The 24,518-nt window shown below is 68.9% G+C and carries 24 protein-coding genes; 12 read left to right on the top strand and 12 right to left on the bottom strand.

All coding sequences use genetic code 11. From position 1 onward, the window contains the following. On the top strand, window positions 1-515 hold a 515-nt coding region (locus J7495_RS14810), incomplete at its 5' end, for a magnesium transporter (protein WP_294057440.1). Window positions 516-546: 31 nt separating this feature from the next. Further along, window positions 547-945, top strand: coding sequence for a DUF1489 domain-containing protein (locus J7495_RS14805; protein ID WP_294057439.1), 399 nt, complete (start codon window positions 547-549; stop codon window positions 943-945). Window positions 946-1,120: 175 nt separating this feature from the next. Here the strand turns inward: J7495_RS14805 and msrA are convergent, their stop codons facing one another. The 3 genes from msrA to pabB form a co-directional block, all read right to left on the bottom strand. Then, window positions 1,121-1,801 carry a peptide-methionine (S)-S-oxide reductase MsrA gene (gene msrA / locus J7495_RS14800; protein ID WP_294057438.1) on the bottom strand — a complete coding sequence of 227 codons (681 nt, stop codon included), beginning with the start codon at window positions 1,799-1,801 and terminating at the stop codon, window positions 1,121-1,123. Between the two features lie 105 nt (window positions 1,802-1,906). Continuing rightward, the gene (locus J7495_RS14795; protein ID WP_294057437.1) at window positions 1,907-3,106 is read right to left on the bottom strand and encodes a pyridoxal phosphate-dependent aminotransferase; all 1,200 of its coding nucleotides are present in this window, start codon (window positions 3,104-3,106) and stop codon (window positions 1,907-1,909) included. Between the two features lie 33 nt (window positions 3,107-3,139). Beyond that, window positions 3,140-4,918 carry an aminodeoxychorismate synthase component I gene (gene pabB / locus J7495_RS14790; protein WP_294057435.1) on the bottom strand — a complete coding sequence of 593 codons (1,779 nt, stop codon included), beginning with the start codon at window positions 4,916-4,918 and terminating at the stop codon, window positions 3,140-3,142. A gap of 87 nt (window positions 4,919-5,005) precedes the next feature. Between pabB and J7495_RS14785 the strand changes: the two genes are divergently transcribed. Next, entirely contained in the window at window positions 5,006-5,683 is a 678-nt protein-coding gene (locus J7495_RS14785) for an MBL fold metallo-hydrolase (RefSeq protein ID WP_294057434.1), read from the top strand. A 6-nt stretch (window positions 5,684-5,689) separates the two neighbouring features. On the opposite strand, the gene J7495_RS14780 is transcribed toward J7495_RS14785, so the two are convergent. Next, window positions 5,690-6,088, bottom strand: a complete 399-nt coding sequence (locus tag J7495_RS14780; RefSeq protein WP_294057432.1) for an MAPEG family protein — start codon at window positions 6,086-6,088, stop codon at window positions 5,690-5,692. A 203-nt stretch (window positions 6,089-6,291) separates the two neighbouring features. On the opposite strand from J7495_RS14780, the gene rpmF reads away from it, so the two are divergent. The 5 genes from rpmF (at window position 6,292) to J7495_RS14755 (ending at window position 9,302) form a co-directional block, all read left to right on the top strand. After that, the gene (rpmF, locus tag J7495_RS14775) at window positions 6,292-6,471 is read left to right on the top strand and encodes a 50S ribosomal protein L32 (RefSeq protein WP_294057431.1); all 180 of its coding nucleotides are present in this window, start codon (window positions 6,292-6,294) and stop codon (window positions 6,469-6,471) included. Window positions 6,472-6,500: 29 nt separating this feature from the next. Then, complete coding sequence (gene plsX, locus J7495_RS14770; protein ID WP_294057429.1) at window positions 6,501-7,532, top strand: phosphate acyltransferase PlsX; 1,032 nt, start codon at window positions 6,501-6,503, stop codon at window positions 7,530-7,532. Window positions 7,533-7,554: 22 nt separating this feature from the next. Beyond that, window positions 7,555-8,520, top strand: coding sequence for a beta-ketoacyl-ACP synthase III (locus J7495_RS14765; RefSeq protein WP_294057428.1), 966 nt, complete (start codon window positions 7,555-7,557; stop codon window positions 8,518-8,520). Between the two features lie 90 nt (window positions 8,521-8,610). Continuing rightward, the gene (locus J7495_RS14760; protein WP_294057427.1) at window positions 8,611-8,910 is read left to right on the top strand and encodes an integration host factor subunit alpha; all 300 of its coding nucleotides are present in this window, start codon (window positions 8,611-8,613) and stop codon (window positions 8,908-8,910) included. 11 nt (window positions 8,911-8,921) lie between these two features. After that, window positions 8,922-9,302 carry a MerR family transcriptional regulator gene (locus J7495_RS14755; protein ID WP_294057426.1) on the top strand — a complete coding sequence of 127 codons (381 nt, stop codon included), beginning with the start codon at window positions 8,922-8,924 and terminating at the stop codon, window positions 9,300-9,302. Window positions 9,303-9,304: 2 nt separating this feature from the next. Here the strand turns inward: J7495_RS14755 and J7495_RS14750 are convergent, their stop codons facing one another. The 4 genes from J7495_RS14750 to J7495_RS14735 form a co-directional block, all read right to left on the bottom strand. Next, complete coding sequence (locus J7495_RS14750) at window positions 9,305-9,841, bottom strand: histidine phosphatase family protein (RefSeq protein ID WP_294057425.1); 537 nt, start codon at window positions 9,839-9,841, stop codon at window positions 9,305-9,307. Beyond that, entirely contained in the window at window positions 9,838-12,567 is a 2,730-nt protein-coding gene (locus J7495_RS14745; RefSeq protein WP_294057424.1) for an ATP-dependent DNA helicase, read from the bottom strand. The genes J7495_RS14750 and J7495_RS14745 overlap by 4 nt, the downstream gene beginning before the upstream one ends. A gap of 79 nt (window positions 12,568-12,646) precedes the next feature. Continuing rightward, on the bottom strand, window positions 12,647-14,119 hold the full coding sequence (locus J7495_RS14740) for a chemotaxis protein CheW (protein ID WP_294057423.1): 1,473 nt from the start codon (window positions 14,117-14,119) through the stop codon (window positions 12,647-12,649). Then, the gene (locus J7495_RS14735) at window positions 14,116-16,575 is read right to left on the bottom strand and encodes a PAS domain-containing methyl-accepting chemotaxis protein (RefSeq protein ID WP_294057422.1); all 2,460 of its coding nucleotides are present in this window, start codon (window positions 16,573-16,575) and stop codon (window positions 14,116-14,118) included. Before J7495_RS14735 ends, J7495_RS14740 begins: the two co-directional genes overlap by 4 nt. A 230-nt stretch (window positions 16,576-16,805) precedes the next feature. On the opposite strand from J7495_RS14735, the gene J7495_RS14730 reads away from it, so the two are divergent. From J7495_RS14730 to J7495_RS14715, 4 genes are read left to right on the top strand one after another with little or no spacing between them, the layout of a single operon-like run. Further along, window positions 16,806-17,012 carry a hypothetical protein gene (locus J7495_RS14730; RefSeq protein ID WP_294057421.1) on the top strand — a complete coding sequence of 69 codons (207 nt, stop codon included), beginning with the start codon at window positions 16,806-16,808 and terminating at the stop codon, window positions 17,010-17,012. 50 nt (window positions 17,013-17,062) lie between these two features. Next, window positions 17,063-18,658: a lysine--tRNA ligase gene (locus tag J7495_RS14725; protein WP_294057420.1), complete on the top strand. Its 1,596-nt coding sequence runs from the start codon at window positions 17,063-17,065 to the stop codon at window positions 18,656-18,658. Further along, window positions 18,655-19,824, top strand: a complete 1,170-nt coding sequence (gene nhaA, locus J7495_RS14720) for a Na+/H+ antiporter NhaA (RefSeq protein WP_294057419.1) — start codon at window positions 18,655-18,657, stop codon at window positions 19,822-19,824. The genes J7495_RS14725 and nhaA overlap by 4 nt, the downstream gene beginning before the upstream one ends. Then, window positions 19,824-20,840, top strand: a complete 1,017-nt coding sequence (locus J7495_RS14715) for a histone deacetylase family protein (RefSeq protein ID WP_294057418.1) — start codon at window positions 19,824-19,826, stop codon at window positions 20,838-20,840. The genes nhaA and J7495_RS14715 overlap by 1 nt, the downstream gene beginning before the upstream one ends. Here J7495_RS14715 and J7495_RS14710 read toward each other — a convergent pair. The 4 genes from J7495_RS14710 to sucC all read right to left on the bottom strand — a co-directional run bounded on the left by J7495_RS14710 (window position 20,829) and on the right by sucC (window position 24,457). After that, window positions 20,829-21,380, bottom strand: coding sequence for a phytanoyl-CoA dioxygenase family protein (locus J7495_RS14710; RefSeq protein WP_294057447.1), 552 nt, complete (start codon window positions 21,378-21,380; stop codon window positions 20,829-20,831). The two genes, J7495_RS14715 and J7495_RS14710, sit on opposite strands and share 12 nt — an antisense overlap. A gap of 110 nt (window positions 21,381-21,490) precedes the next feature. After that, on the bottom strand, window positions 21,491-22,420 hold the full coding sequence (locus J7495_RS14705; RefSeq protein ID WP_294057417.1) for an FAD-binding protein: 930 nt from the start codon (window positions 22,418-22,420) through the stop codon (window positions 21,491-21,493). Further along, on the bottom strand, window positions 22,420-23,169 hold the full coding sequence (locus J7495_RS14700) for an electron transfer flavoprotein subunit beta/FixA family protein (RefSeq protein WP_294057416.1): 750 nt from the start codon (window positions 23,167-23,169) through the stop codon (window positions 22,420-22,422). Before J7495_RS14700 ends, J7495_RS14705 begins: the two co-directional genes overlap by 1 nt. Before the next feature lie 88 nt (window positions 23,170-23,257). Continuing rightward, window positions 23,258-24,457 carry an ADP-forming succinate--CoA ligase subunit beta gene (gene sucC, locus J7495_RS14695; protein WP_294057415.1) on the bottom strand — a complete coding sequence of 400 codons (1,200 nt, stop codon included), beginning with the start codon at window positions 24,455-24,457 and terminating at the stop codon, window positions 23,258-23,260. Between the last annotated feature and the right edge of the window lie 61 nt (window positions 24,458-24,518).

The raw sequence follows: 24,518 nt of genomic DNA, 5'->3' as shown, positions 1-24,518 counted from the left end.
GCTACAAGCAGCGCGTGCGCTGGCTGATCACCAATCTCGCGACCGCGCTGGTGGCGGCGACGATCATCAGCCTGTTCGAGGGCACGATCAGCAAGATGGTCGCGCTCGCCGCGCTGATGCCGATCGTCGCGGGCGTGGGCGGCAATGCCGGCACCCAGACCATGGCGGTGACGGTGCGCGCGCTCGCCACCAACCAGCTGACCGATTCGAACACGCTGCGCACGATCCGGCGCGAGATCGCGGTGGCTTTGCTCAACGGCGCCTCGGTGGCGGCGGTGATCGGGATCGCGGTGACGGTGGTGTACGCGAATATCCACCTCGGCTTCGTCATCGCCGCGGCGATGATGGCGAACATCCTCATCGCCGGGCTTGCCGGCGTGGTGGTGCCGCTGAGCCTCGACAGGCTGCGCGCCGATCCGGCGGTCGCCTCGTCGATCTTCGTGACGATGACCACCGATTCGATGGGCTTCCTCGTCTTCCTCGGCCTCGCGACCATCTCCGGCCTCGTCCATTGATTTGACGGATTTCGCGCCCCAGATGGCGCGGATGCCGCTTCATCTCACCAAGGTCGCCTTCGGCTGCGACAGCCTCGATCATCTCCGCGAACGCCTCGCCTCGCGCGCGCCCGGCCCGGTGCAGCACCCGACGCGCTATCTGCCCAAGCGGCATGAGGAGATGGTGGGCGGCTCGCTGTTCTGGATCCTCAAGCACCAATTGGTCGCGCGCTCGCCGATCCTGGGGTTCGGCGAGGCCGAAGGCGGCCGCGCGCTGATCCTGCTCGCGCCGGAGGCGATCCCCGTCCAGGCGCGGCCCAAGCGCGCGCACCAGGGCTGGCGCTACCTCGAGGACAAGGACGCGCCGGTCGATCTCGAGTCGGCGCTCGGCGGGGTCGCCGAGCTGCCGCCCGAGCTGGCCGGCAAGCTGGCGGGGATGGGGCTGCTCTGAAGCGGGATGGGATTGGATCGATCCAAACCGTCATCCCGGCGAAGGCCGGGACCCAGGGTATTGGAGGACATCGCTTGCTGCCCTGGGCCCCGGCTTTCGCCGGGATGACGATTCAAGAAGAAATCGCCCGGCTCCCGAACCGCGTTCTTGGCCTAACTTTCCCTGACTTTCGGCCCTAGCTCTTCGCCAGCTGCGGAAAGGTCGCGCGGAAGGCGGCGATCTTCGGCTTGTCCCAGCGGACGATGTACGGATAGGTCGGGTTCTTCCTGTAGAAGTCCTGATGATAGGCCTCGGCCGCGAAGAACTGGCCGGTCTCGATCTTGGTGACGATCGGCGCGGGCCAGGTGCGCGCCTTGCCGAGCTGGGCGATGTACGCCGTCGCCACCGCGCGCTGCTCCTGCGTCTGCGGGAAGATCGCCGAACGGTAGCTCGGGCCGTGATCGGGCCCCTGATAGTCGAGCTGGGTCGGATCGTGCGCGACCGAGAAATAGACGCGCAGCAGCGTGCCGTAGCTCACTACGCGCGGGTCGTAGACGATCTTCACGGCTTCGGCGTGCCCGGTCGTCTCGGTCGAGACCTGGTCGTAGCTCGCGGTCGAGCCGGTGCCGCCCGCATAGCCGGCGGTGACCGACTTCACGCCCTTCACTTGCTCGAACACCGCTTCCATGCCCCAGAAGCAGCCGCCGGCGAGCACCGCGGTCTGCGCGCCGGTCGCACCGGCGATGTCCCTGGCGGGCGGCGGGGCGAGCACGGTGCGCTCGGCCTGGGCGCCCGCCCCGGTCGAGGCGAGCAGATAGAGTCCCGCCGCCGCAGCGGCGGGGATGGCAAGCTTGAGCATGGGCGCGGTCCTGATCATGGGATTGCTCCCCTCAGATAGGGAGTCCGCGCGAGATTACACGGTCAGAGCCGGTTTCGAGGCTGGTACCGCCATGCGCCGTGAGGCGCATTTCGAAACAGTCTCTCAGCGCAGCGCCGCACAGGCGGTCTGGATGCGCGTGCAGGCCTCGGTGAGCAGCGCTTCCGAAGTCGCATAGCTGATCCGCATCGCCGGCGAGAGCCCGAACGCCGCACCGTGCACCGCCGCCACGCGTGCCTCGTCGAGCAGATAGCCGATCATCGCCTCGTCGGTGGTGATCGTCTGGCCCTTGGGCGTGGTCTTGCCGATCAGGCCGGCGAATTCGGGGTAGACGTAGAAGGCGCCTTCGGGGCGCGGGCAGCTCATCCCGTTGATCTGGTTGAGCATCGACACGACGAGGTCGCGGCGGCCCTGGAAGGCGAGCGCGCGCTCCTTGAGGAAGCTCTGGTCGCCGTTCAGCGCCGCGGCCGCCGCCGCCTGGGCGATCGAGCAGGGGTTCGAGGTCGACTGCGACTGGAGCTTGGCCATCGCCTTGATCAGCCACGGCGCGCCGCCCGCGAAGCCGATCCGCCAGCCGGTCATCGCATAGGCCTTGGAGCAGCCGTTCACGGTGAGCGTGCGCTCGTAGAGGCTGGGGCAGACCTGCGCGATCGTCGCGAATTCGAAGCCGTCGTAGAGGATGTGCTCGTACATGTCGTCCGAGAAGATCCAGACGTGCGGGTGCCGCTCGAGCACCTCGCCCAGCGCCTTGAGCTCGGCCGCCGAATAGGCGGCGCCGGTGGGGTTCGACGGCGAGTTGAGGATCACCCACTTGGTCCGGGCGGTGATCGCCTTGTCGAGCTGCTCGGGGGTGATCTTGTAGCCCTGCTCGGGGCCCGCCTCGACGAACACCGGCGTGCCGCCCGCGAACTGGACGACGTCGGGGTAGCTCACCCAATAGGGCGCCGGCACGATCACTTCGTCGCCGGCCTCGACCGTGGTGACGATCGCGTTGAACAGCGTGTGCTTGCCGCCGACGTTGGCGGTGACCTGCTGGACCGAATAGTCGAGCCCGTTGTCGCGCTTGAACTTGGCGACGATCGCTTCCTTGAGCTCGGGCGTGCCGTCGACGTTGGTGTATTTGGTCTTGCCGTCGCGGATCGCCTGGATCGCGGCTTCCTTGACGAAGTCGGGTGTGTCGAAGTCGGGCTCGCCGGCGCCGAGGCCGATCACGTCGACGCCAGCCCGCTTCAGCTCGAACACACGGCTCGTCATCGCGAGCGTGGCGGAAGGCTGGATGCGCTGGAGCGCGGCAGAAGGCTGCATCGGCGTGGACCCCTTTTTTCGAAAGCGCCGCGCCTATAGCCCTGCGATCGCCGGCTGCGCAATCGGCACGGCGGAAACCAGTCCGCGAAGCGCATTGCCGAGCAGGAAGCCGTCCGCCAGGTCCCTGGGGCGAAGCTCGGCCTCGACGGCGCGGCCGGTCTCGATCAGCTCGGCGCGAAGCACGCCGGGGAGCAGCCCGCGCGCGAGCGGTGGGGTGAGCAGCACGCCGTCGCGCTCGACGAAGATCGAGGTGAAGCTGCCCTCGGTCAGATACCCCTGCGCGTCGGTGAAGATCGCTTCGAACGCCCCCGAGGCGCGGCGGGCGTCGTCGTAGAAGGCGCGGCGGCTGGTCTTGTGGCGCAGGCGGAAGTCGTCTCGCGCAACTTGCCGCGGCAGGATCGCGACGCTGACCGGCTCGGCCGGCTTGTCGGGCAGCGGCGCGATGCCGATCGCGATCGCCCCCGACGGCGCGACGAGCAGCCGCACGCGCGACGCCCCGCGCAGCCGGAAGGTCGCCGCCTGGAGCTCGTTGCGGACATGGTGGCGATCGAAGGCGAAGCCGAAGGCCTGGGCGCTCGCCTTCATACGGGCGAGATGGCGCTCGAGCAGCGGGATGCCGTCCTCGGGGTCGAAGGCCATCGTCTCGATCAGGTCGAAGGGCGTTTCGCCCGCGGTCACGAACGCGCCCTTCGCCAGGCACTCGCGCCATTCCTCGCCTGCACTCGAATCCGCCACGACGCCTGAACCCAAACCGAGCACCGCGCGACTCGCCCCGGGGAGAATCGCTAGGGTGCGGATCGCGACATTGAACATCGCATCGCCGCCGGAGTCGACTCGTCCGATCGCACCCGTGTAGATTCCCCTAGGGTCGTGCTCGATTTCCTCGACCGCCTGCATCGCGCGAACCTTGGGCGCGCCGGTGATCGAGCCGCAGGGGAAGAGCGCGGCCAGCGCGTCGATGGCGTCGTGGCCCTCGCCCAGTTCGGCGATGACGGTCGAGACCATCTGGTGGACGGTGGGATAGCGCTCGACCGCGAAGCGCTGCGGCACTTCGACGCTGCCGGGCCGCGCGACTCGGCTGAGGTCGTTCCTCAGCAGGTCGACGATCATGAGGTTCTCGGCGCGTTGCTTGGGATCGTTGCTCAGCGACTCGGCGAGCGCGGCATCGGCGCCAGGCGTCGCGCCGCGCGGCGCGGTGCCCTTCATCGGCCGAGCGGTCAGCTGGCGGCCGCGCAGCTCGAAGAGCAGCTCGGGCGAGAAGCTGAGATACTGCGCGTCGCCGGTGTCGATCAGCGCGCCGTATCCGGCGGCGGCGCGGTTGCGGATCAGCGCGTAGAGCGCGGCGGGATCGCCGACGAGGGGCACGTCGGCGCGGAAGGTGAGGTTGGCCTGGTAGAGGTCGCCCGCCTCGATCAGCGCCTCCACCCGGTCGAAGCGCGTGCGATAGTCCGATTCGCCGATCCGCGGCCGCGGCGCGCCCGCCCAGGCGCCGGCCGGGTCGGGGAACAGCGCGGACAGATCCCCGGCGGCGATCTCCTGATAGCCTTCGAAAAGCCCGAACCACAGCAGCGGCGTGTCGGGCGTGGGCAAGGTTGCCCAGCCCTTGGGCTCGATCCCCGCGCCGGCCTCGTAGTGGAGATAGCCCGCGGCGTGCAGGCCCCGGGCGCGGGCGGCGCGCAGCGCGTCGAGCGCCGGGCCGACTTCCCCGGGCGTCAGCGCCGTCACTACCTCGACCGGCGCTGCGTAGAGCCGTGCCGCCGCGCCGCTGGGGCGAGCGTCGTCGAGCAGCACATAGGGGGGAGGCGGCAGCATCTGATCCGCGCATGCAGCGTCGGCCCTCGCTCGGCAAGTCCATTGACCCAGGTTGCTCGTGGGGCGCCTGCCGCCTATCTCCGCGCCATGGCCGAAGCCGCTCCCAATCCGCCGCTCCGCGCGACCTTCATCCCCGTCACGCCGCTCCAGCAGAACTGCACTTTGCTCTGGTGCACCGAGACGATGCGCGGCGCCTTCGTCGATCCAGGTGCCGACCACGACCGGCTGCTCGCGGCGGCGAAGCAGCATGGCGTCACGATCGAGAAGCTGCTGATCACCCATGGCCATATCGACCATTGCGGCGGCGCGGGCGAGCTCGCGCAGCAATTGGGTGTGCCGATCGAGGGGCCGCACGAGGCCGACCGTTTCTGGATCGCCCGGCTCGAGGACGACGGGCGCCGCTACGGCGTGCGCGGCAAGCCGTTCGAGCCGAACCGCTGGCTGGTCAACGGCGACCAGGTCACCGTCGGAAACCTCGTCCTCGACGTCTATCACTGCCCGGGCCACACGCCGGGTCATGTCGTCTTCCACCATCCCGAATCGAAGCTCGCGATCGTCGGCGACGTGCTGTTCCACGGCTCGATCGGCCGCACCGACTTCCCGATGGGCAATCACCAGGATCTGATCGACTCGATCACCCAGAAGCTCTGGCCGCTGGGCGGCGACACGGTGTTCATCCCCGGCCACAACCAGGTGAGCACCTTCGCGCACGAGCGGATGACCAACCCCTTCGTCGCCGATTCAGTCCTGGCGCGCAGCGGCTGAGTCGGATCAGCCCAGCTGGCCGAGCCACGGCAGGGTCGCGCCGTAGATCCCCAAACCGACCATCACGAGCAGCGTGATCCAGGTGCCGAGCATCCGGCCGATCTTCCAGCCGTCCATGCCGAAGCCGTGGAGCACGCGGCCCAGCAGGAAGGCGACCGCGACGCCCCAGAGCCACAGCTGCGTGCCCTTGGCGAGCTCGACCAGCGCGATCAGGATCAGCACGATCGGGGTATATTCGATGAAGTTCGAATGCGCGCGCATCCGGGCGACCAGCCGCGGATGGCCGCCATCGCCGACCCAGGTCTTGTGAGCGCTCCGCATCTGGCTGATGCGAATCGCCAGCCAGAGATTGATGATCGCGGCGGCGCCGGTGGTGGCCAAGGCGATCGGCAGCGTGATGGTCATGAAAGCCCCTCCCGAAGCGGGACCCTTGCCACGCTGCGCATCGGCTTGCAACGCGGCGCGAAATCGCTATAGGCGCGTGCTCGCTTCGTGACCTGTCCGCTGGTCCGGCGAGCGGCCGGCCCTGCCGTCGCTTGCCCGGAGAACCCCGCGGGCGTATCGCGACATGGTTTTCAATTGCAGTAATTTGCGAAGAAGGTGCCGAAATGGCCGTTCCGAAGAGAAAGACCTCGCCGTCGCGGCGTGGCATGCGCCGGGCGCACGATGCGCTCAAGGTCGAGGCGTTCCAGGAATGCCCGAACTGCGGTGAGCTGAAGCGTCCGCACATCCTGTGCGGTGCGTGCGGCCATTACAACGGCCGCGAGATCGTCTCGGTCGAGGGCTGAGCCACGCGTCGAGTCTGGGGGCAGCCGGCATGACCACATCGTCCCGTATCGCCGTCGATGCGATGGGCGGCGACGAGGGGATTGCCGTGATGCTCGCGGGCGTCGCCGCGGCGCGCCGGCGCTATGAGGGGATGCAATTCTACCTCGTCGGAGACGAGGAGCGCATCCGCGAGGGGCTGAAGAGCCACCCCAACCTCACCGCCGCTTCCGAAATCGTCCATGCCCCCGGCGTCGTCTCCGCGGACGACAAGCCGAGCCAGGCGATTCGCCGTGCCAAGACGACGTCGATGGGCGTGGCGATCGATCTGGTGAAGCAGGGCCTCGCCGGTGCCGCCGTCTCGTCGGGCAACACCGGCGCGCTGATGGCGATGTCCAAGCTCGCGCTCAGGACCATGCCGGGGATCGACCGGCCCGCGCTCGCCGCGCTGCTGCCGAGCCTCGGCGCCAACGACGTCGTCATGCTCGACCTCGGCGCGAACACCGAGTGCGACGCGCGCAACCTCGTCCAGTTCGCCGTGATGGGCGCGGCCTATGCGCGCACCGCGCTCGACCTCGAAAGCCCCCGAGTCGCGCTGCTCAACATCGGCACCGAGGAGATGAAGGGCACCGAAAACATCCGCGAGGCTGCCGCCGAGCTTCGCGCCGCCCAGCATCTCCGCCTCGACTTCACGGGCTTCGTCGAGGGCAACCACATCTCGCGCGGCGAAGTCGACGTGATCGTCTGCGACGGATTCGCCGGCAACATCGCGCTCAAGACGGTCGAGGGCACCGCGCGTTTCGTGGCGGACCTGCTCCGCCGCGCCTTCTCCAGCTCGACGCGCTCGAAGATCGGCTTCCTGATCTCGCGCCCCGCCACCGAACTGCTTCGCCATCACCTCGATCCGAACAACCATAATGGCGCCGTCTTCCTGGGCTTGAACGGCCTCGTCGTGAAGAGCCACGGCAGCGCCAATGAAACCGGTGTCGCAACTGCGATCGGCTTCGCCGCGAAGATGTTGCGCGACGATCTGATGCGCCGCATCGCCGAGGACCTCGGAAACATCGAGGCCAAGGCGGCGTGAACTTTCCTGAGGGGTGTGTTGGATGAGCGTGCGTTCGGTGATCATCGGCACCGGATCGGCGTTGCCCGCGCGGCGCGTCTCGAACGAGGAGCTCGCGCAGCAGGTCGACACGAGCGACGAATGGATCGTCGAGCGCACCGGCATCCGCTTCCGCCACATCGCCGGCCCCGACGAGACGACGAGCAGCCTCGCGACCGGCGCGGCGCGCGCGGCGCTGGCGGCGGCGGGCAAGGACGCGCAGGACATCGACCTGATCGTGCTCGCCACCGCGACTCCCGACCAGACCTTTCCCGCCAGCGCGACCAAGGTCCAGGCGGCGCTCGGCATCGACGATTGCGTCGCGTTCGACGTTGCCGCGGTCTGCTCGGGCTTCCTCTATGCACTCCAGGTCGCCGATTCGCTGATCCGCGCAGGCGCGCACCGCCGCGCGCTGGTGATCGGCGCCGAGACGTTCAGCCGCATCCTCGACTGGGAGGACCGCGCCACCTGCGTGCTGTTCGGCGACGGCGCCGGCGCGATCGTGCTCGAGGCGCAGAGCGGTGAGGACGGGCGCGGCATCCTCGCGACCCGGCTCCATGCCGATGGGCGCCACAACGAGCTCCTTTATGTCGACGGCGGCCCCTCGACCACCGGCACGGTCGGCAAGGTCCGGATGAAGGGCCGCGAAGTCTTCCGCCACGCGGTGGTCAACCTCGCCACGGTGATGGAGGAATCGCTCGCCGCCGCCGGGCTTGAGGCCAGCGACGTCGACTGGGTGGTGCCGCACCAGGCCAATGCCCGCATCCTCGACGCTACCGCGCGCAAGCTCGGCCTCGCGCCCGAGAAGGTGATCGTCACGGTCGACCGGCACGCCAACACCTCCGCGGCGTCGGTGCCGCTCGCGCTCGACACCGCGGTGCGTGACGGGCGGATCAAGCGGGGCGACCTGCTCGTGCTCGAAGCGATGGGCGGCGGCTTCACCTGGGGCGCATCGGTGGTTCGTTTCTGAATTGTTTCTGAAACGCGCGTTTCCCAATTGCGCGCGGCCGGCAATATGTTACGGTCGCAACATCAGAGCGAGGATGGGAGAGCGGGGGACATGACCACTGCGGGCACGCTGACGAGAGCCGACTTGGCCGAATCGCTGCATCGTGAAGTGGGATTGTCACGCGCCGACGCGGCGAGGCTCGTCGAGCAGATTCTCGGTCACATGTGCAATTCGCTCGCCAAGGGCGAGAATGTGAAGATCTCCGGCTTCGGCAGCTTCATCCTGCGCGACAAGGGCGAGCGGGTGGGGCGCAATCCCAAGACCGGGATCGAGGTGCCGATCGCGCCGCGCCGCGTGCTCACGTTCCGCGCCAGCCAGATGATGCGCGACCGCATCGTCTCCGCGGACTGAGGCGGATTGCCATGCCGGCGTCCGAAAAGGCCGCTGGCGCGCTCCGTACGATCGGCGAGCTCGCCCAGGAGATTGGGCGGCCGCAGCATATCCTGCGCTATTGGGAGACGCGGTTCCCGCAGCTGCGCCCGCTGACTCGCGCGGGCAACCGCCGCTACTATCGGCCCGAGGACGTCGCGCTGGTGCGGCGCATCCACGCGCTGCTCACGCACGAAGGCTATACGATCCGCGGCGTCCAGCGGCTGCTCGCGGCCGAGCGCTCGGGCAAGGCGCCGCCCGCGCCCCACGCCGAGCCGACAGCTGCCGCCGCGACGGCCTCGCTACCGAGCCTGGCGCCCGAGCTCAGGAAGATTCGCGACACGCTCAGCGACGCGCTCGATTCCGACGGCTGAGGTCAGTCCCGGCTGTCCGGCCCCAGGCTCGGGTCGAGGTCGCGCGGGCGAATGAAGCGGGCGAGCTCGCCCTTGCCGGGGGCGAGGTCGCGCCAATGTTCCACGTGGAAGCGCATCTCGGCGAGGCTCGCGGTGGGGAACTTCACTTCGACGTCGTCGCGCAGCGCGCTGTCGGCGACGAGCAGCAGCACCAGCTCCTCGAGCCCCGGATTATGGCCGACGAACAGCGCGCCCCCGGCGGCGTCGGGCAATTCCTGCGCCACGTCGAGCAGGGTCGCTGCCGAGGCGAGATAGAGCCGCTGGTCCCAATGCGGCGCCAGCACCGAGCCATAGCCGATCGCGACTTGCTCGAGCGTCTCGATCACGCGCACCGCGGGCGAGGCAGTCACCGAATCGAACTCGAGCCCCAGCGTGCGCATCTGGCGGCCCATCGTCTGCGCGGCGCGGTGGCCGCGGGCGTTGAGCGGACGGTCGAAATCGCGTGAGACCGGATCGTCCCAGCTCGATTTGGCGTGGCGCAGCAGCGTGAGCGTCTTCATCGGGCTTCCGTCGGGTCAGCGGAGGCTGCCTCATGCCGCAACCGTGTTGCCATGAAAAGTCGTACGCGCGCTTCGGCTTCATCGAGAGTCACACGGGACACGGGCGTGCCGGGTGGAAAGGCGTCGAGCAGGCGTGACGGCGTGGCGGCGGAGAGCAGCACGAACGTCCCGCGATCGTCGGCGCGGCGGATGAGCCGGCCGAACGCCTGGGCGAGCCGCGCGCGGACGATTCGGTCGTCATGGGCGGTCCCGCCTCCCGCCAGCCGGCGCGCGGCGTGGAGCACGCTGGGCTTGGGCCAGGGGATGCCCTCCATCACCACAAGCCGCAGCGAATGGCCGGGCACGTCGACGCCGTCCCTCAAGGCATCGGTGCCGAGCAGCGATGCCTTGGGGTCGTCGCGGAAGATGTCGACGAGCGTGCCGGTATCGATCGGGTCGACATGCTGGGCGTAGAGCGGCAGCCCCTCGCGCGCGAGCCGGTCGGCGACGCGGGCATGGACCGAGCGCAGCCGCCGGATCGCCGTGAACAGCCCCAGCGTCCCGCCCTCCGACGCGACGATCAGCCGGGCATAGGCATTGGCGAGCGCCGCCAGGTCGCCGCGCTTGACGTCGGTGACGATCAGCACCTGCGCCTGCCGGGCATAGTCGAACGGGCTTCTCGCTTCGAAGCGCGCGGCGGGGCGGATCAGGTGCGAGGCGCCGGTGCGCGCCTCGGCGATGTCCCAGTCGCCGCCGGCGCGCAGCGTGGCCGACGTCACCAGCGCGCCGTGCGCGGGCTCGAGCACGGTCTTGGCGAAGGGGCGCGAGGGATCGAGCCAGTGGCGATGCAGCCCGACATCGACTTCGCGGCCCTCGATCCGGTCGACCGCGAGCCAGTCGACGAACTCGGGGTCGGCGGGGCCGCCGATCCGCGCGATCAGCGCCAGCCAGGCGCCGACGGTCTCGGTGCGCCAGCCGAGCGAGGCGATCGCGCCTTCGATCCGCGCGCGCGCCGGGCCGTCCATCCAGTCGGGCGCGTCGGCGAGGACCGCCTCGAGCCGGCGGCCGAGCCGGACCAGCGGGCGGACGAGCGCGTCGAGCGCTTCGCCGGCGGGTCCCGCGGCCTCGACCAGCGTGGCATCGGGCTGGGCGAGCTCGGTCTCGAGGCCGTAACCGGCGTCTCCACCCCCCAGGTTCTTGCTGGCATCGCGCGCATAGACCAGCCCGCGCACCGCGGCGAGCAGCGCTTCGACCGGCCCGAACGGCTGGCCCTCGGCGAGCCGCTGGAGCCATTGGTCGCTCGGCAGCGCACGCGCGGCGTCGAGCGCGGCGGCGATCGCCTCGCCGCCTTCCGAATCATAGCTGGCGACGTCGGAGAGCCGCGCCGCCAGACCCCGCCGCCGGCCGCGGCTGGTGCCTTCGGGGCCGGTGATCCAGCGCCTGAGCTCGATCGCTTCCTGCCCGGTGAGCGCCGCCGAGAACATCGCGTCCGCCGCGTCGAACAGGTGATGGCCTTCGTCGAACACGTAGCGGGTGGGGCGATTCGTGGTTTCCCTCCCTCGTGCCGCGTTGACCATCACCAGCGCATGGTTGGCGATGACGATGTCGGCATCGGCCGAGGCGCGCGCGGCGCGCTCGATGAAGCATTTCCGATAGTGCGGGCAGCCGGCGTAGATGCATTCGCCGCGCCGGTCGGTCAGCGCGGTCGAGCCGTTGCGGCGGAACAGCACGGGCAGCCAGCCGGGCAAGTCGCCGCCGATCATGTCGCCGTCGGCGGTATAGCCCGCCCAGCGCGCGACCAGCTGCGCGAGGATCGCGGCGCGCCCCGCGAACCCGCCCTGCAGCGCATCCTCGAGATTGAGCAGGCAGACGTAATTCTCGCGCCCCTTGCGCGTGACGATCCGCGCCTTGCGGATGCGCGGATCGGGGAACAGCCGCTCGCCTTCGTGCGCAAGCTGGCGCTGCAGCGCCTTGGTGAAGGTCGAGACCCACACCGGCCCCTCGGCGCGCTCGGCCCAGAGCGAGGCGGGGGCGAGATAGCCAAGCGTCTTGCCGATCCCCGTCCCCGCCTCGGCGAGGACGAGGTTGGGCGCGTCGCGCACCTGGCGCGGCTCGAAGGCCGAGGCAGCGGCGGCGGCATAGTCGCGCTGCCCCTGGCGCTGCTCGGCGCCCGTGCCGGTGAGTCGAGCAAGGCGATCGGCGACGTCATGAGGGTCGAGCACCACCGAATGCGGCGCGGCGCGCGGCGGCGATTCGCTCCATTCGGGCAGGCGCGAGAAGAGCCAGCGCTCGGCGCGCTCGGGCCGCGCCAGCCGGTCGGCGACGGGCATCGCCCAGGGCCAGCGGAGCCTCGCCAGCGATTGCACCGCATGCCAGGCGCCCTCGCGCTCGGGCCAGTCGCCTGCGGGGATGCTCAGCAGCGCCTCGGCGGCACGGCGCAGGAAGGGGGCCACGTCCGCGTCGCCCGACGGCGGCTCGATCCCCGCGGAGCGGGCGAGGCCGCGCGGGGTGGGGACCATGAACTGCGCGGGCCTCAGGAAGGCGAAGAGCTCGAGCAGGTCGAGCCCCGAGAGCTCGGGATGGCCGAGCCGCTGGCCGGTGAGCGGCGCGTTGAGCAGGATGACCGGCGTGTCCGCGGCGATGCGGATCGCTTCGCCCCGGCCCACCGCGCGGCAATCCTCGGCAGTCGCGATCCAGATCCCGCCATGGCTGGCGTGGAGCGCGGGGTAGGGCAGCGGCGGACTCATCGCCACCGAGTCTGTACGCTTTTCGTTCCTGCTGGCTAGACTTGAAATCGGCCGTTCGGGAAAGACGGTTCGGTTCGGCTTATGCCAGCCGCCGCGCCTCTTCGCCGAGGTCGCAGAGCGTGACCGCCTTCATGGCGTCACCCACCTTCGCGTCGATGAACTCGCCGCCGCCCATCCCGGGCCGCGGGCGCGCGATCGCGCGGGCGACGGTCTCGAGCTTGTCGACGATCAGGCCGTTGTAGGTGCCGCGCGATTCGACCACGAGCACCACCGGCTGAGCCTCGGCCTCGCGCCGGGCCTCGCCGCCGCCCAGGTCGAGCAGCGGGAGCGGCGCGCCATTGTAGCTGGCGATGCCCTGAAGCCCCGAGGCCGACTGGTCGCGGCGCACCCCGGTGCGTGCCGCGGGCAGCGGGATGATCTGCTTGACCGAGGCGAGCGGCGCGGCGCGCAGGCGGCTGCCGGCACGGAAGACGAGGAAGGGCTGGCGGTCGCCGGCCTCTTCCGCCCTGGCGGTGGCCCCGGCGCTCGTCGGGCGGATCGCGCCGTCCGCGCCCTGGCGGGCGCGGCTGAGCGAACCGATCAGGCGGAGTGCTTCGCTTCGGGTCAGCGCCTCGCCGTCGAGCAGCAGGTTCTGCCGTCCGTCATGGTCGACGACGGTGCCCGCGAACAGCGGCAGCTGGCCGGCGAGCGCTTCGGCGAGCGGCTGCACCGATTGCTCGTTGACCGGCAGGATGCGCCGGACCCGGTCGATCCTGACGCCCAGCATGCGCTTCTCGTCGAGCCGGAGCAGGATGACGGCGCCCGAGCTGCTGTCCGCCGCGCGGCCCGAGAGGCCGAACAGCGTGAGGTCGTCGACCACCGGCACTTCCTGGTCGAGATAGCGCACCACGCCCACCCATTTGCTCGCCGGCACCGGGCTGGGGGTTAGCATCGTCGCGGGGACGGTCGCCACCACCAGATTGGCGTCGAGCGCGAGATTGGCGTTGGCGATGGTGATCAGCACCACCGCGCTGCGGATCGCGAAGCCGCCGGTCTCGCCCAGCGCCGCCGATTCGCGCGCGTGCGGCACGCCCGGCAGCGCGAACACCGCGGCGGGATCGATCAGCCCGACCAGCGTGTCGCCGTGCGGGAAGCTGCTCGAGACGATGCGCACGCCGTGCCCGCCCGAAACGGCGAAGGGCTGGACCTGGTTGCCCGGCACGCGCGCCAGGCCCGAGACCAGGTCCATCACCAGCCCGACCAGCGCATCCGCGTGGCGCAGGATCAGCACCACGCCATGCTCGCCCGCGCGCGCGCCGAAGCCGAGCTCGGCGGCGATGTCGAGCACCGGGATCACGCGCCCGCGGATCACGATCGATCCGATCGAGGCGCCGTTGCCCGAGAAGCTCGGGTGCAGCCGCCCGGGCAGCGGCACGACTTCGCGGACGTTGGCGGCGGGGACCGCCAGGTCGCGCCCGCACAGCCGCATCAGCCCGACGTCGATCGCCGCGGCGCCCGGCGCTTGCACCGCCGCGTCCATCCCCTCGGGCGAGAGCGCGACGAGCGCGTTCATCCGTGGGCCTTGGTCGAGGAAGCGAGGTCGCCGATCATGTCGACCACGCGGAAGGTCAGTTCCTCCTGCATCGTCGCCGATTCGGCGATCTGGCTGATCGCGCGCGTCGTCTTCTCGACGCTCTTGACGATCTCCTCGAAGGCCGTGCGGGCGCTCTGCGAGCGTTCGGTGCCGTGCGCGACGCGCTCGCCCGATTCCTCGATCAGCCGGGCGATCTCGGTCGCCGCCTCGGCGCTGCGCTCGGCGAGCTTGCGGACTTCCTCGGCCACCACCGAGAAGCCCACGCCATGCTCGCCCGCGCGCGCCGCCTCGATCGCCGCGTTGAAGGCGAGGAGGTTGGTCTGGCTGGCAAGCTCGCCGATCACGCCGACGATCTTGGCGATCTGGCCCGAGGACTTGCTGATCAGGTCGATCGATTCGATCGCATTGTTGATCGCCGCGCCGCCGGTGTTGGCCGCGCCGTCGGTCTCCTCGGCGAGCGCCGAGGCGCCGTGCGCGCCTTCGGAGATCGTCGCGATCGCCTTGGTTAGCTGGTCGACCATGCCCTGCATCTCGTGGCTCTTGGTCGCAATCTTCTGCTCGAGCTCGACCTGGGCGCTGATGTCATAGGCGTGCTTGATCACGCGCACCGGCTTGCCCGAGAGGTCGTAGACCGGGCTGTAGCTCGCCTGGATATGCACGTCGCGGCCGTATTTCCCCATGCGGTGGAAGCGGCCCGAATGCGTCTCGCCCGAGTTCAGCCGGCGCCAGAAGTCGCCATATTCCTTCGACTTGAGATATTCGGGCATGCAGAACATGCTGTGGTGCTGGCCGATGATCTCGCGCAGCGAATAGCCCATCACCGCGAGGAAATTGCCGTTGGCGGTCAGCACATGGCCGTCCATGTCGAACTCGATCGTCGCCTGGCTGCGCTCGATCGCCGCCAGCCGGTTCTCGACTTCGATCGAGCGGAGCTTGTCCTCGGTGACGTCCATCGCATAGGTGACGAGCTTGTATGGCTTGCCGCAGGTGTCGAGGATCGGGTTGACCGTCGCGCGGATCCACACCTCTCGCCCACCCTTGGCGATGCGCTTGAACTCGCCCGACAGGAACTCGCCCTGGGACAGGCCCTCGGCCCGCTGGCGATAGGCTTCGCTCTGCGCCACCTCGGGGCAGACCATCATGCGGACGTCCTTGCCGCGGATCTCCTCGAGCGCGTAGCCGACCATCTTGAGATAGTTTTCGTTGGCGTCGAGCACGGTGCCGTCAAGCGCGGTCTCGAGCACGCATTCGGCGCGGCTGATCGCGTCGACCTTGCCCTGGAACTCGAGGTCGATGCGCTTCGCCTCGGTAACGTCGGTGGTGTATTCCACCACCTTCCACGGCTTGCCGTCGAGGTCGAGGATCGGGTTGAGGCTGGCATAGACCCAAACCTCGCGCCCGTCCTTGCCGATACGGCGGAAATCGCCCGCCTCATGCTCGCCGCGGCCCATGCGGTACCAGAATTGGCGATAGTCGGTCTGGATCTGGCAGCCCGGGTGGCTGATCTCCTGGTGGTGGAGCCCGACCAGCTCCTCCGCGCGATAGCCCATGATCCGGCAGAACAGGTCGTTGACCGCGATGATCTTGCCCTGGAGATCGTATTCCACCACGCCGTGCTGGCGGCCGATCGCTTCGACCTTGCCTTCGGCTTCGGCGGCGGCAAGCCGCTGGGCGGTCACGTCCATCGCATATTTCACGATCTTCACCGGGCGGCCGCGCAGGTCGAAGATCGGATTGTAGGTCGCCTGGATCCAGATCTCCTTGCCGCCCTTGGCCAGCCGCTTGAACGCGCCGGTGTGGAATTCGCCGCGGCCCAGCTTCTCCCAGAACAGCGCATATTCGGTAGAGCGGGCATAGTCGGCGGGGCAGAAGAGCCGGTGGTGCTGGCCTTCGATCTCGCTGAGCTTGTAGCCGGTGGTCTTGAGGAAATTCTCGTTGGCGGTGAGCACGTTGCCGCCGAGGTCGAACTCGATCACCGCCTGGGCGCGGCTGATCGCGCTGAGCAGGCCTTCGTGCAGGATGCTCTCCTGCTTGGTCGAGGTCACGTCCATCGCGATCTTGATGATGCGGACGACGTCGTCGCCTTCGCTGATCGGATAATATTTGGCGCGGATCCAGATCTCGCGGCCGTCGCGGGCAACGCGCTTGAACTCGCCATCGCGCGCGTTGCCGCTGCGCAGGCCGAGCCAGAACAGCTCGTAATCCGCGCTCTCGGCGAATTTCTCGTCGCAGAAGATGCGATGGTGCTGGCCGATCACTTCCTCGGGGGCATAGCCCATCAGCCCGAGGAACAGCTCGTTGGCGCGCAGCACCGTGCCGTCGGGAGCGAATTCGATCACCGCCTGTGAGCGGTCGAGCATCGTGCCTAGCTCGCGCAGCACGGCGTCGGCGTCGCGGCGGCCGTTCAGGGACTTGGGGGAGGTGGGCGCGTTCATGCATTGCTTCCAAAGCTGTGAATCGCCGGAACCAAAGCCGTTGCGCCCGTACCCCCCCCCGGTCCGCATCCGACCTTCGCCGACTCTCCCAATATAGCGTAGGGAATCTGCCGGATACGGTCCCTAAGTATTACGCCGGATAGTTGGCGGGGTCTTCGCGCAATTTCGTTACTTCGATCGATCGACTTTGGAGGATTGCGGGGCTGCGTAACGATTTGAATCGCGATTCGATGGGCCTGTGTTCCGATATCGGCGAGGCGCGTACGGCCGCCGCGGCCGAAGGCGTCGACGCGCTCTACGCCCGGCTCGAGGGTAAGGCCGAGCTGGTCGATTCGCCGTACGACGCCTTCCACGGCCGCCGTGAGCTGATCCTGCGCGACTTGAGCGGCTTCTGGATCCCCTTCGCCGAGCCGGTGAAGGAGCGAGCGGACGGCTGAGCCGCTCGCCACTGGCCCTTCCGGCCCCCATTCGCTAGAGGCGCGCGGTTATGACCGACACGCAAGCCCTGCGCGCCGCCGCGCTCGAGTCCAAGGCCTGGCCCTATGAAGAGGCGCGCAAGCTGCTCAAGCGCTATCCCGCGGGCAAGCCCGACGGCGCGCCGGTGCTGTTCGAAACCGGCTACGGACCCTCGGGGCTGCCGCACATCGGCACCTTCAACGAAGTGCTGCGCACCACCATGGTGCGCCATGCGTTCGAAGCGCTGTCCGACGCGCCGACCCGGCTGATCGCGTTCAGCGACGATATGGATGGCCTCCGCAAGGTCCCCGACAACGTCCCCAACCAGGCGATGCTCGCGGAATATCTCGGCAAGCCGCTGACGCGCATCCCCGATCCCTTCGGCAAGTTCGAAAGCTTCGCGCACCACAACAATGCGATGCTGCGCGACTTCCTCGATCGCTTCGGCTTCGACTATGAGTTCGTCTCCTCGACCGAGATGTACGCCTCGGGCGCGTTCGACGAAGCGCTGCGCCAGGTGCTGCGCCGCTACCAGGGCATCATGGATGTGATGCTGCCGACGCTCCGCGCCGAGCGCCGCGCGACTTATTCGCCGGTGCTGCCGGTAAGCCCGAAGAGCGGCATCGTCCTCCAGGTGCCCGTCGAGGTGCTCGACGCGGAGGCGGGGCTGATCGCCTTCGACGATGAGGGCGAACGGATCGAGCAGAGCGTGTTCGGCGGCAAGTCCAAGCTTCAGTGGAAGGTCGACTGGGCGATGCGCTGGTATGCGCTGGGCGTCGATTACGAGATGGCGGGCAAGGACCTGATCGATTCGGTGATCCAGTCGTCGAAGATCTGCCGCGTGCTCGGCGGCACTCCGCCCGAGGGCTTCAACTATGAGATGTTCCTCGACGAGAAGGGCGAGAAGATCTCCAAGTCGAAGGGCAACGGCCTCAGCCTCGACCAGTGGCTGACCTATGGGCCCGACGAGAGCCTCGCCTTCTACATCTATCGCGAGCCGAAGAAGGCCAAGGCGCTGCACCTCGGCCTGATCCCCCGCGCGGTCGACGATTACTGGCAGTTCCGCGCCAATTATGGCGCCCAGCCCATCGAGCAGCAGCTCGGCAATCCGGTGCACCATATCCACAACGGGCCGCCGCCCGCGGAGATGCTCCCGGTCACCTTCGGGCTGCTGCTCAACCTCGTCGGCGTGATGGGCGACGCGACCAAGGAGCAGGTCTGGGGCTATCTGGTCAATTACGTGCCCGATGCGAACCCGGAGACCTATCCGGCGCTCGACGCGCTGATCGGCTATGCCCTGGCCTATGCGCGCGATTTCGTGGTGCCGACGCTCCGCAAGCGCCCGCCCATGGGCGTCGAGGTCGACGCGCTGCAGCGGCTCGACGCGGTGCTCGCGAGCCTCCCCGAAGGGGCCAACGCCGAGGACATCCAGAACGAAGTCTATGAGATCGGCAAGACCGGAGGGTTCGAGAACCTCCGCGACTGGTTCAAGGCGCTCTACGAGACGCTGCTGGGGTCGGAACAGGGCCCGCGGATGGGAAGCTTCATCGCGCTCTACGGCGTGGCGAACAGCCGCAAGCTGATCGCCGAGGCCTTGGCGCGCGCCGAGGCGCCGGCGGCCGGTTGAGCCTGGCCCCGGAGATCGACGAGGGCGAACGCTCTCCGAGTTTCCGCGACTTCCTGCGAAGCGAGGCGGCGGGCGGCGTGGTGCTGATCCTTGCCTCGGGGCTCGCGCTGGTCGTGGCGAACGTCCCCGGCTGGTCGCAGGGCTATTTCGAGGCTTTGCACCGGGAGGCGGGGCCTCTGAGCGTCCACCAGTGGATCAACGATGCGCTGATGGCGGTCTTCTTCCTGGTCGTCGGGCTCGAGATCAAGCGCGAGTTCGCGGGCGGGCGGCTTTCGAGCTGGCAGCAGCGGCGCCTGCCGGTGGTCGCGGCGCTGGCGGGGATGGCGGTGCCCGCGCTGGTGTTCCTGGGCATCACCTGGACCACGCCCGGGCTCGCGCGAGGCTGGGCGATCCCCGCGGCGACCGACATCGCCTTCGCGATCGGCGTGCTTGCGCTGCTGGGGAGCCGCGCCCCGGCGTCGCTCAAGCTGTTCCTCACCACCGTTGCGATCGTCGACGACATGGGCGCGGTGGCGATCATCGCGCTCGCCTATACTCGCCACCTCGACCTGCTCGCGCTGGCCGGCGCTGCGGTCGTGCTGTGCGCGATGTTCGCCATGAACCGCTCGGGCTGGCGGCGGCTCTGGCCTTATCTGCTGCTCGCCGTGCTGCTCTGGCTGCTCGTCTTCCGCTCGGGCGTCCATGCGACGGTCGCGGGGGTGCTCGCGGCGATGGCGGTGCCGATGGGCGAGCGCGACGAGCGCGACTCGCCGCTCCATCGGCTCGAGCACGCGCTGCACCCCTGGTCGGCCTATCTCGTGGTGCCGATCTTCGGCTTCGCCAATGCCGGCGTCGCACTGACCGGGCTGGACCCCAGGGTGTTGCTCGCGCCGCTGCCGCTGGGGGTTGCGCTCGGCCTGTTCCTCGGCAAGCAGGCCGGGATCTTCGCGAGCATCTGGCTCGCCGTCCGCGCCGGCTTCGCAGGCAAGCCGGGCGGATGCAGCTGGCGCCAGGTCTATGGCGTGTCGCTGCTCGCGGGGATCGGGTTCACGATGAGCCTGTTCATCGGTGGACTGGCGTTTCCGGGGAATGAGGTGTTGGTGGACCAGGTGAAGATCGGCGTTCTGGGCGGATCGCTGCTGTCGGCGGTCGCGGGCTATGCGGTGCTGCGGTGGGGCGCCTGCTGATGCGCCGCTTCTTCGATCCGCGCAGCCTCGCGCATGCCCCGATCCGGGAGCTGCACAATGGCGCCTTCATCCCCCATGCCGACACGCCGCTGCGCGCCGAATCGGTCGCCGCCGCGGTGGGCCCGTGCGAGCCCCCGCGCGACTTCGGCGAAGCGCCGATCCTCGCGGTGCACGACGCCGGCTATGTCGAGTTCCTCAAGTCCGCCTATGACCGCTGGGTCGCCGCGGGCCGCGAGGGCGATGCGATCGGTTATACCTATCCGGTGGTGCATCGCCGCCCGCTCGCGCTCCAGCGGATCGACGCGCAGCTGGGGCAATACAGCTTCGACGCGAGCACGCCGATCACCCCGCATACCTGGGCGGCGAGCTATTGGAGCACGCAATGCGCGCTCTCGGCGGTCGCCGCGGTGCTGGAAGGCGACAAGGCCGCCTTCGCGCTGGTCCGCCCGCCGGGCCACCATGCCGGCGCCGACTATCTCGGCGGCTATTGCTACCTCAACGCGGCGGCGATCGCTGCCCAGGCCGCACGCGACGCCGGCGTGCCCCGGGTGGCGGTGCTCGACATCGACTATCACCACGGCAACGGCACCCAGGACATCTTCTGGACGCGCGGCGACGTGCTCTACGTCTCGATCCACGCCGACCCGGTGACCGACTATCCCTTCTACTGGGGCCATGCCGACGAGACCGGCGAAGCTGAGGGCGAGGGCGCGACGCTCAACCTGCCGCTGCCGCGCGGCACGGGGATCGAGGCGTTCCGCGCGGCGCAGGCTAGAGCGCTCGAGGCAGTGGCGGCGTTTGGCGCCGGGCTGCTGGTGGTGAGCTTCGGCGCCGACACCTATGCCGGCGATCCGATCTCGCAATTCACGCTCGAGACTGCCGACTATGCGAGCCTCGCCGCCGACATCGCCGCGCTCGGCTTGCCGACCGCAGTGGTGATGGAAGGCGGTTATGCCGACGAGGCGCTGGGGCGGAACGTCGTCAGCTTTTTGGGCGGGTTCGGGTCAGACGCCTAGCCATTCGAGCGGCGCGGGCAGCGCCTGTGCCGAATAGTCGACCTGAAGCACGCGCCGGCGCGCGGGAGGCTCGGCGGCGGCGGAGGCGTGCAGGATCGGCGTCGCATAGACCCAGATATCGCCCCGCTCGGCCAGGCAGGCGAGGACGCCGCAGCGCGCCGCGACTGTTTCGATCTCAGGCTCGGGAATGCGCCCGAGGCGATGAGAGCCCGGCGCGACCAGCAAGGGCGCATTGGCAGCGTCGACGGGATCGAGGTGGATGCGGATCGTGTGCATCGCTCCGATCAGCGCGAAGGGCGGCTCGACGTGCTGCATCCCCGCCTTGACCGACCAGGGCCCGAAGCCTGGCACCTCGGCGCGTGCCTTGACCGCGATGATGCGGTCCTGGTGCCAGGGCAGCGCCCAGTTCGCCGCTTCGCTCTTGTCGAACAGGATCGCACGGACCGGCCTCGCGGCGGGTCCGAGGAGTTGTGCGGCGCAACTTCCGAGTGCCTCCGGGGCGAGCCGCGCGGCGAGGCCGGTGACGCCATGAAGGCGAATCCCGGCGCGGTCCGGCGGCAGTCCGGCGAGGAGCGACTCCAGTCCGACGAGAAAAGGAGCGGCCGCACCGGGAAGGTGGACCGCCCCGTCGCGTGTCAGTTCGGTCGGGCTCAGAGCTTTTCGGTGAGCTCGGGGACGATCTTGAACAGGTCGCCGACCAGGCCGATGTCCGCCACCTGGAAGATGGGGGCGTCCTCGTCCTTGTTGATCGCGACGATCGTCTTGGAGTCCTTCATGCCCGCGAGATGCTGGATCGCACCCGAGATGCCGACCGCGATATAGACCTCGGGGGCGACGATCTTGCCGGTCTGGCCGACCTGATAGTCGTTGGGGACATAGCCCGCGTCGACCGCGGCGCGCGACGCACCCACCGCGGCGCCGAGCTTGTCGGCGAGCGGCTCGATGATGCTGTGGAAGTTCTCGCTGTTCTGCAGCGCGCGCCCACCCGAGACGATCACCTTGGCGCTGGTCAGCTCGGGACGCTCGGACTTGGCGATCTCCGCCCCCGCGAAGCTCGACAGGCCGGCGTCGCCCGGGCCGCTGACGGCCTCGACCACGCCCGCGCCGCCCTCGGCCGCTGCCTTGGGAAAGGCCGTGCCGCGCACGGTGATCACGAGCTTCGTGTCGCTTGTCTGCACGGTGGCGATCGCATTGCCCGCATAGATGGGCCGCGTGAAGGTGTCGGGCCCTTCCACCGAGAGGATGTCCGAGATCTGCATCACGTCGAGAAGGGCGGCGACGCGCGGGGCCACGTTCTTGCCCGTCGTCGTCGCCGGGAAGACCGCGGCGTCGTGATGGTCCATCAGCGACGCGACCAGCGGCGCCACATTCTCGGCGAGGCCGTGCTCATAGGCCGCATCGTCGGCGAGGTGGACCTTGCCCACGCCCGCGATCTTCGACGCCGCCTCGGCCACGCCGGCGCAGCCCTTGCCCGCGACGAGGAGATGGACTTCGCCCAGCTTGCTCGCCGCCGTCACCGCCGAAAGCGTCGCATCCTTGACCGAGACATTGTCGTGCTCGACCCAAACCAGCGTCTTCATCACGCGACTCCCAGTTCCTTGAGCTTGCCGACGAGCGCGTCGACATCCGCCACCTTGACGCCTGCGCTGCGCTTCGCCGGCTCGACGACCTTCAGCGTCTTCAGGCGCGGCGTCGCGTCGACGCCGTAATCGGCGATCGTCTTCTTCGCGATCGGCTTGGTCTTCGCCTTCATGATGTTGGGCAAGGTCGCATAGCGTGGTTCGTTGAGTCGGAGATCCGTGGTGACGATCGCCGGCAGCTTCAGGTCGACTGTCTCGAGCCCGCCGTCGACCTCGCGCGTGACCTTCACATGATCGCCGGCGATCTCGACCTTCGAGGCGAAGGTGCCCTGCGGCCAGCCGAGAAGTGCTGCGAGCATCTGGCCGGTCTGGTTCGAATCGTCGTCGATCGCCTGCTTGCCGAGGATGATCAGCCCCGGCTGCTCCTCGTCGGCCACGGCCTTCAGCAGCTTGGCGACCGCGAGCGGCTCGACCTCATCGTCGGTAGCGATCAGGATACCGCGATCGGCGCCCATCGCGCGCGCGGTCAGCAGCACGTCGGTCTCGGCCTTGGCCACGCCGATCGTCACCACGACGACCTCGGTCGCCGCGCCCTTTTCCTTCAGCCGCACCGCTTCCTCGATCGCGATCTCGTCGAAGGGGTTCATGCTCATCTTGACGTTCGCGAGGTCCACCCCCGTCCCGTCCGCCTTCACGCGAGGCTTCACGTTGTAGTCAAGCACGCGCTTGACGGGCACCAAGACCTTCATCCGTCCACTCCTTGGTTCGTACGGTCCCCGGGGAGGAAGGCCGAACCTTCAAACAGCCGCCCCGTGATCGCCGGGGCGGCGTCGATTGTCACGCCGCCTTCTGCACCTCCGCGACGATCTTCTTTGCCGCGTCGCCGAGATCGTTTGCCGGGACGATCGCCAGGCCCGAATTGGCCAGGATGTCCTTGCCCTGCTGGACGTTGGTGCCCTCGAGGCGGACGACCAGCGGCACCGAGAGGTTCACTTCCTTGGCAGCCGCGACGATGCCCTCGGCGATGATGTCGCACTTCATGATGCCGCCGAAGATGTTGACCAGGATGCCCTTCACATTGGGATCGGCGAGGATGATCTTGAACGCCGCGGTGACCTTCTCCTTGCTCGCGCCGCCGCCGACGTCGAGGAAGTTGGCCGGGAACATGCCGTTCAGCTTGATGATGTCCATCGTCGCCATCGCCAGGCCGGCGCCGTTGACCATGCAGCCGATGTCGCCGTCGAGCTTGATATAGGCGAGGTCGTACTTCGACGCCTCGAGCTCGGCCGGGTCCTCCTCGCTCTCGTCGCGCAGCTCCATCAGGTCCTTGTGGCGGAACATCGCGTTCGAATCGAAGCCGACCTTGGCGTCGAGCACCAGCAGGTTGCCCTGCTCGGTCAGCGCCAGCGGGTTGACTTCGATCTGCGACGCGTCGGTGCCGAGGAACGCCGCATAGAGCGAGGAGGCGACCTTGGCGGCCTGCTTGGCCTGCTCGCCCTTCAGCCCGAGCGCGGCGGCGACGGTGCGGCCGTGGTGCGGCATGAAGCCGGTCGCGGGATCGACGTCGAAGGTGTGGATCTTCTCGGGCGTCGAATGCGCGACTTCCTCGATGTCCATGCCGCCCTCGGTCGAGACGACGAACGCGACTCGGCCGGTCGCGCGGTCGACGAGCAGCGCGAGGTAGAATTCCTTGGCGATGTCGGCGCCGTCGGTGACGTAGAGGCGATTGACCTGCTTGCCGTGCTCGCCGGTCTGGATCGTCACCAGCGTGTTGCCGAGCATCTCGTGCGCGGCTTCGCGAACCTCGGCTTCGCTGCGGGCGAGGCGTACGCCGCCCTTGGCCTCGGGCGGCAGTTCCTTGAACTTGCCCTTGCCGCGGCCGCCGGCGTGGATCTGCGCCTTCACGACATAGAGCGGCCCGGGGAGCTTCTTCATCGCCTCGACCGCCTGCTCGACGGTGAAGGCGGCAAAGCCGGCGGCGATCGGCGCACCGAACTTCGCGAGGAGTTCCTTGGCCTGATATTCGTGGATGTTCATGAGAGGGCGCGTCCCTTGTTTTCGAAGGTCGGGAATGTGCCGGTGCCTTAAGCACAGCGCG

It is taken from the genome of Sphingomonas sp., assembly GCF_017745215.1.
In the GTDB taxonomy this organism is placed as follows: domain Bacteria; phylum Pseudomonadota; class Alphaproteobacteria; order Sphingomonadales; family Sphingomonadaceae; genus Sphingomonas.
The sequence above is the reverse complement of the archived record's forward strand: the minus strand, read 5'-3'. Positions and strand labels throughout refer to the sequence as shown.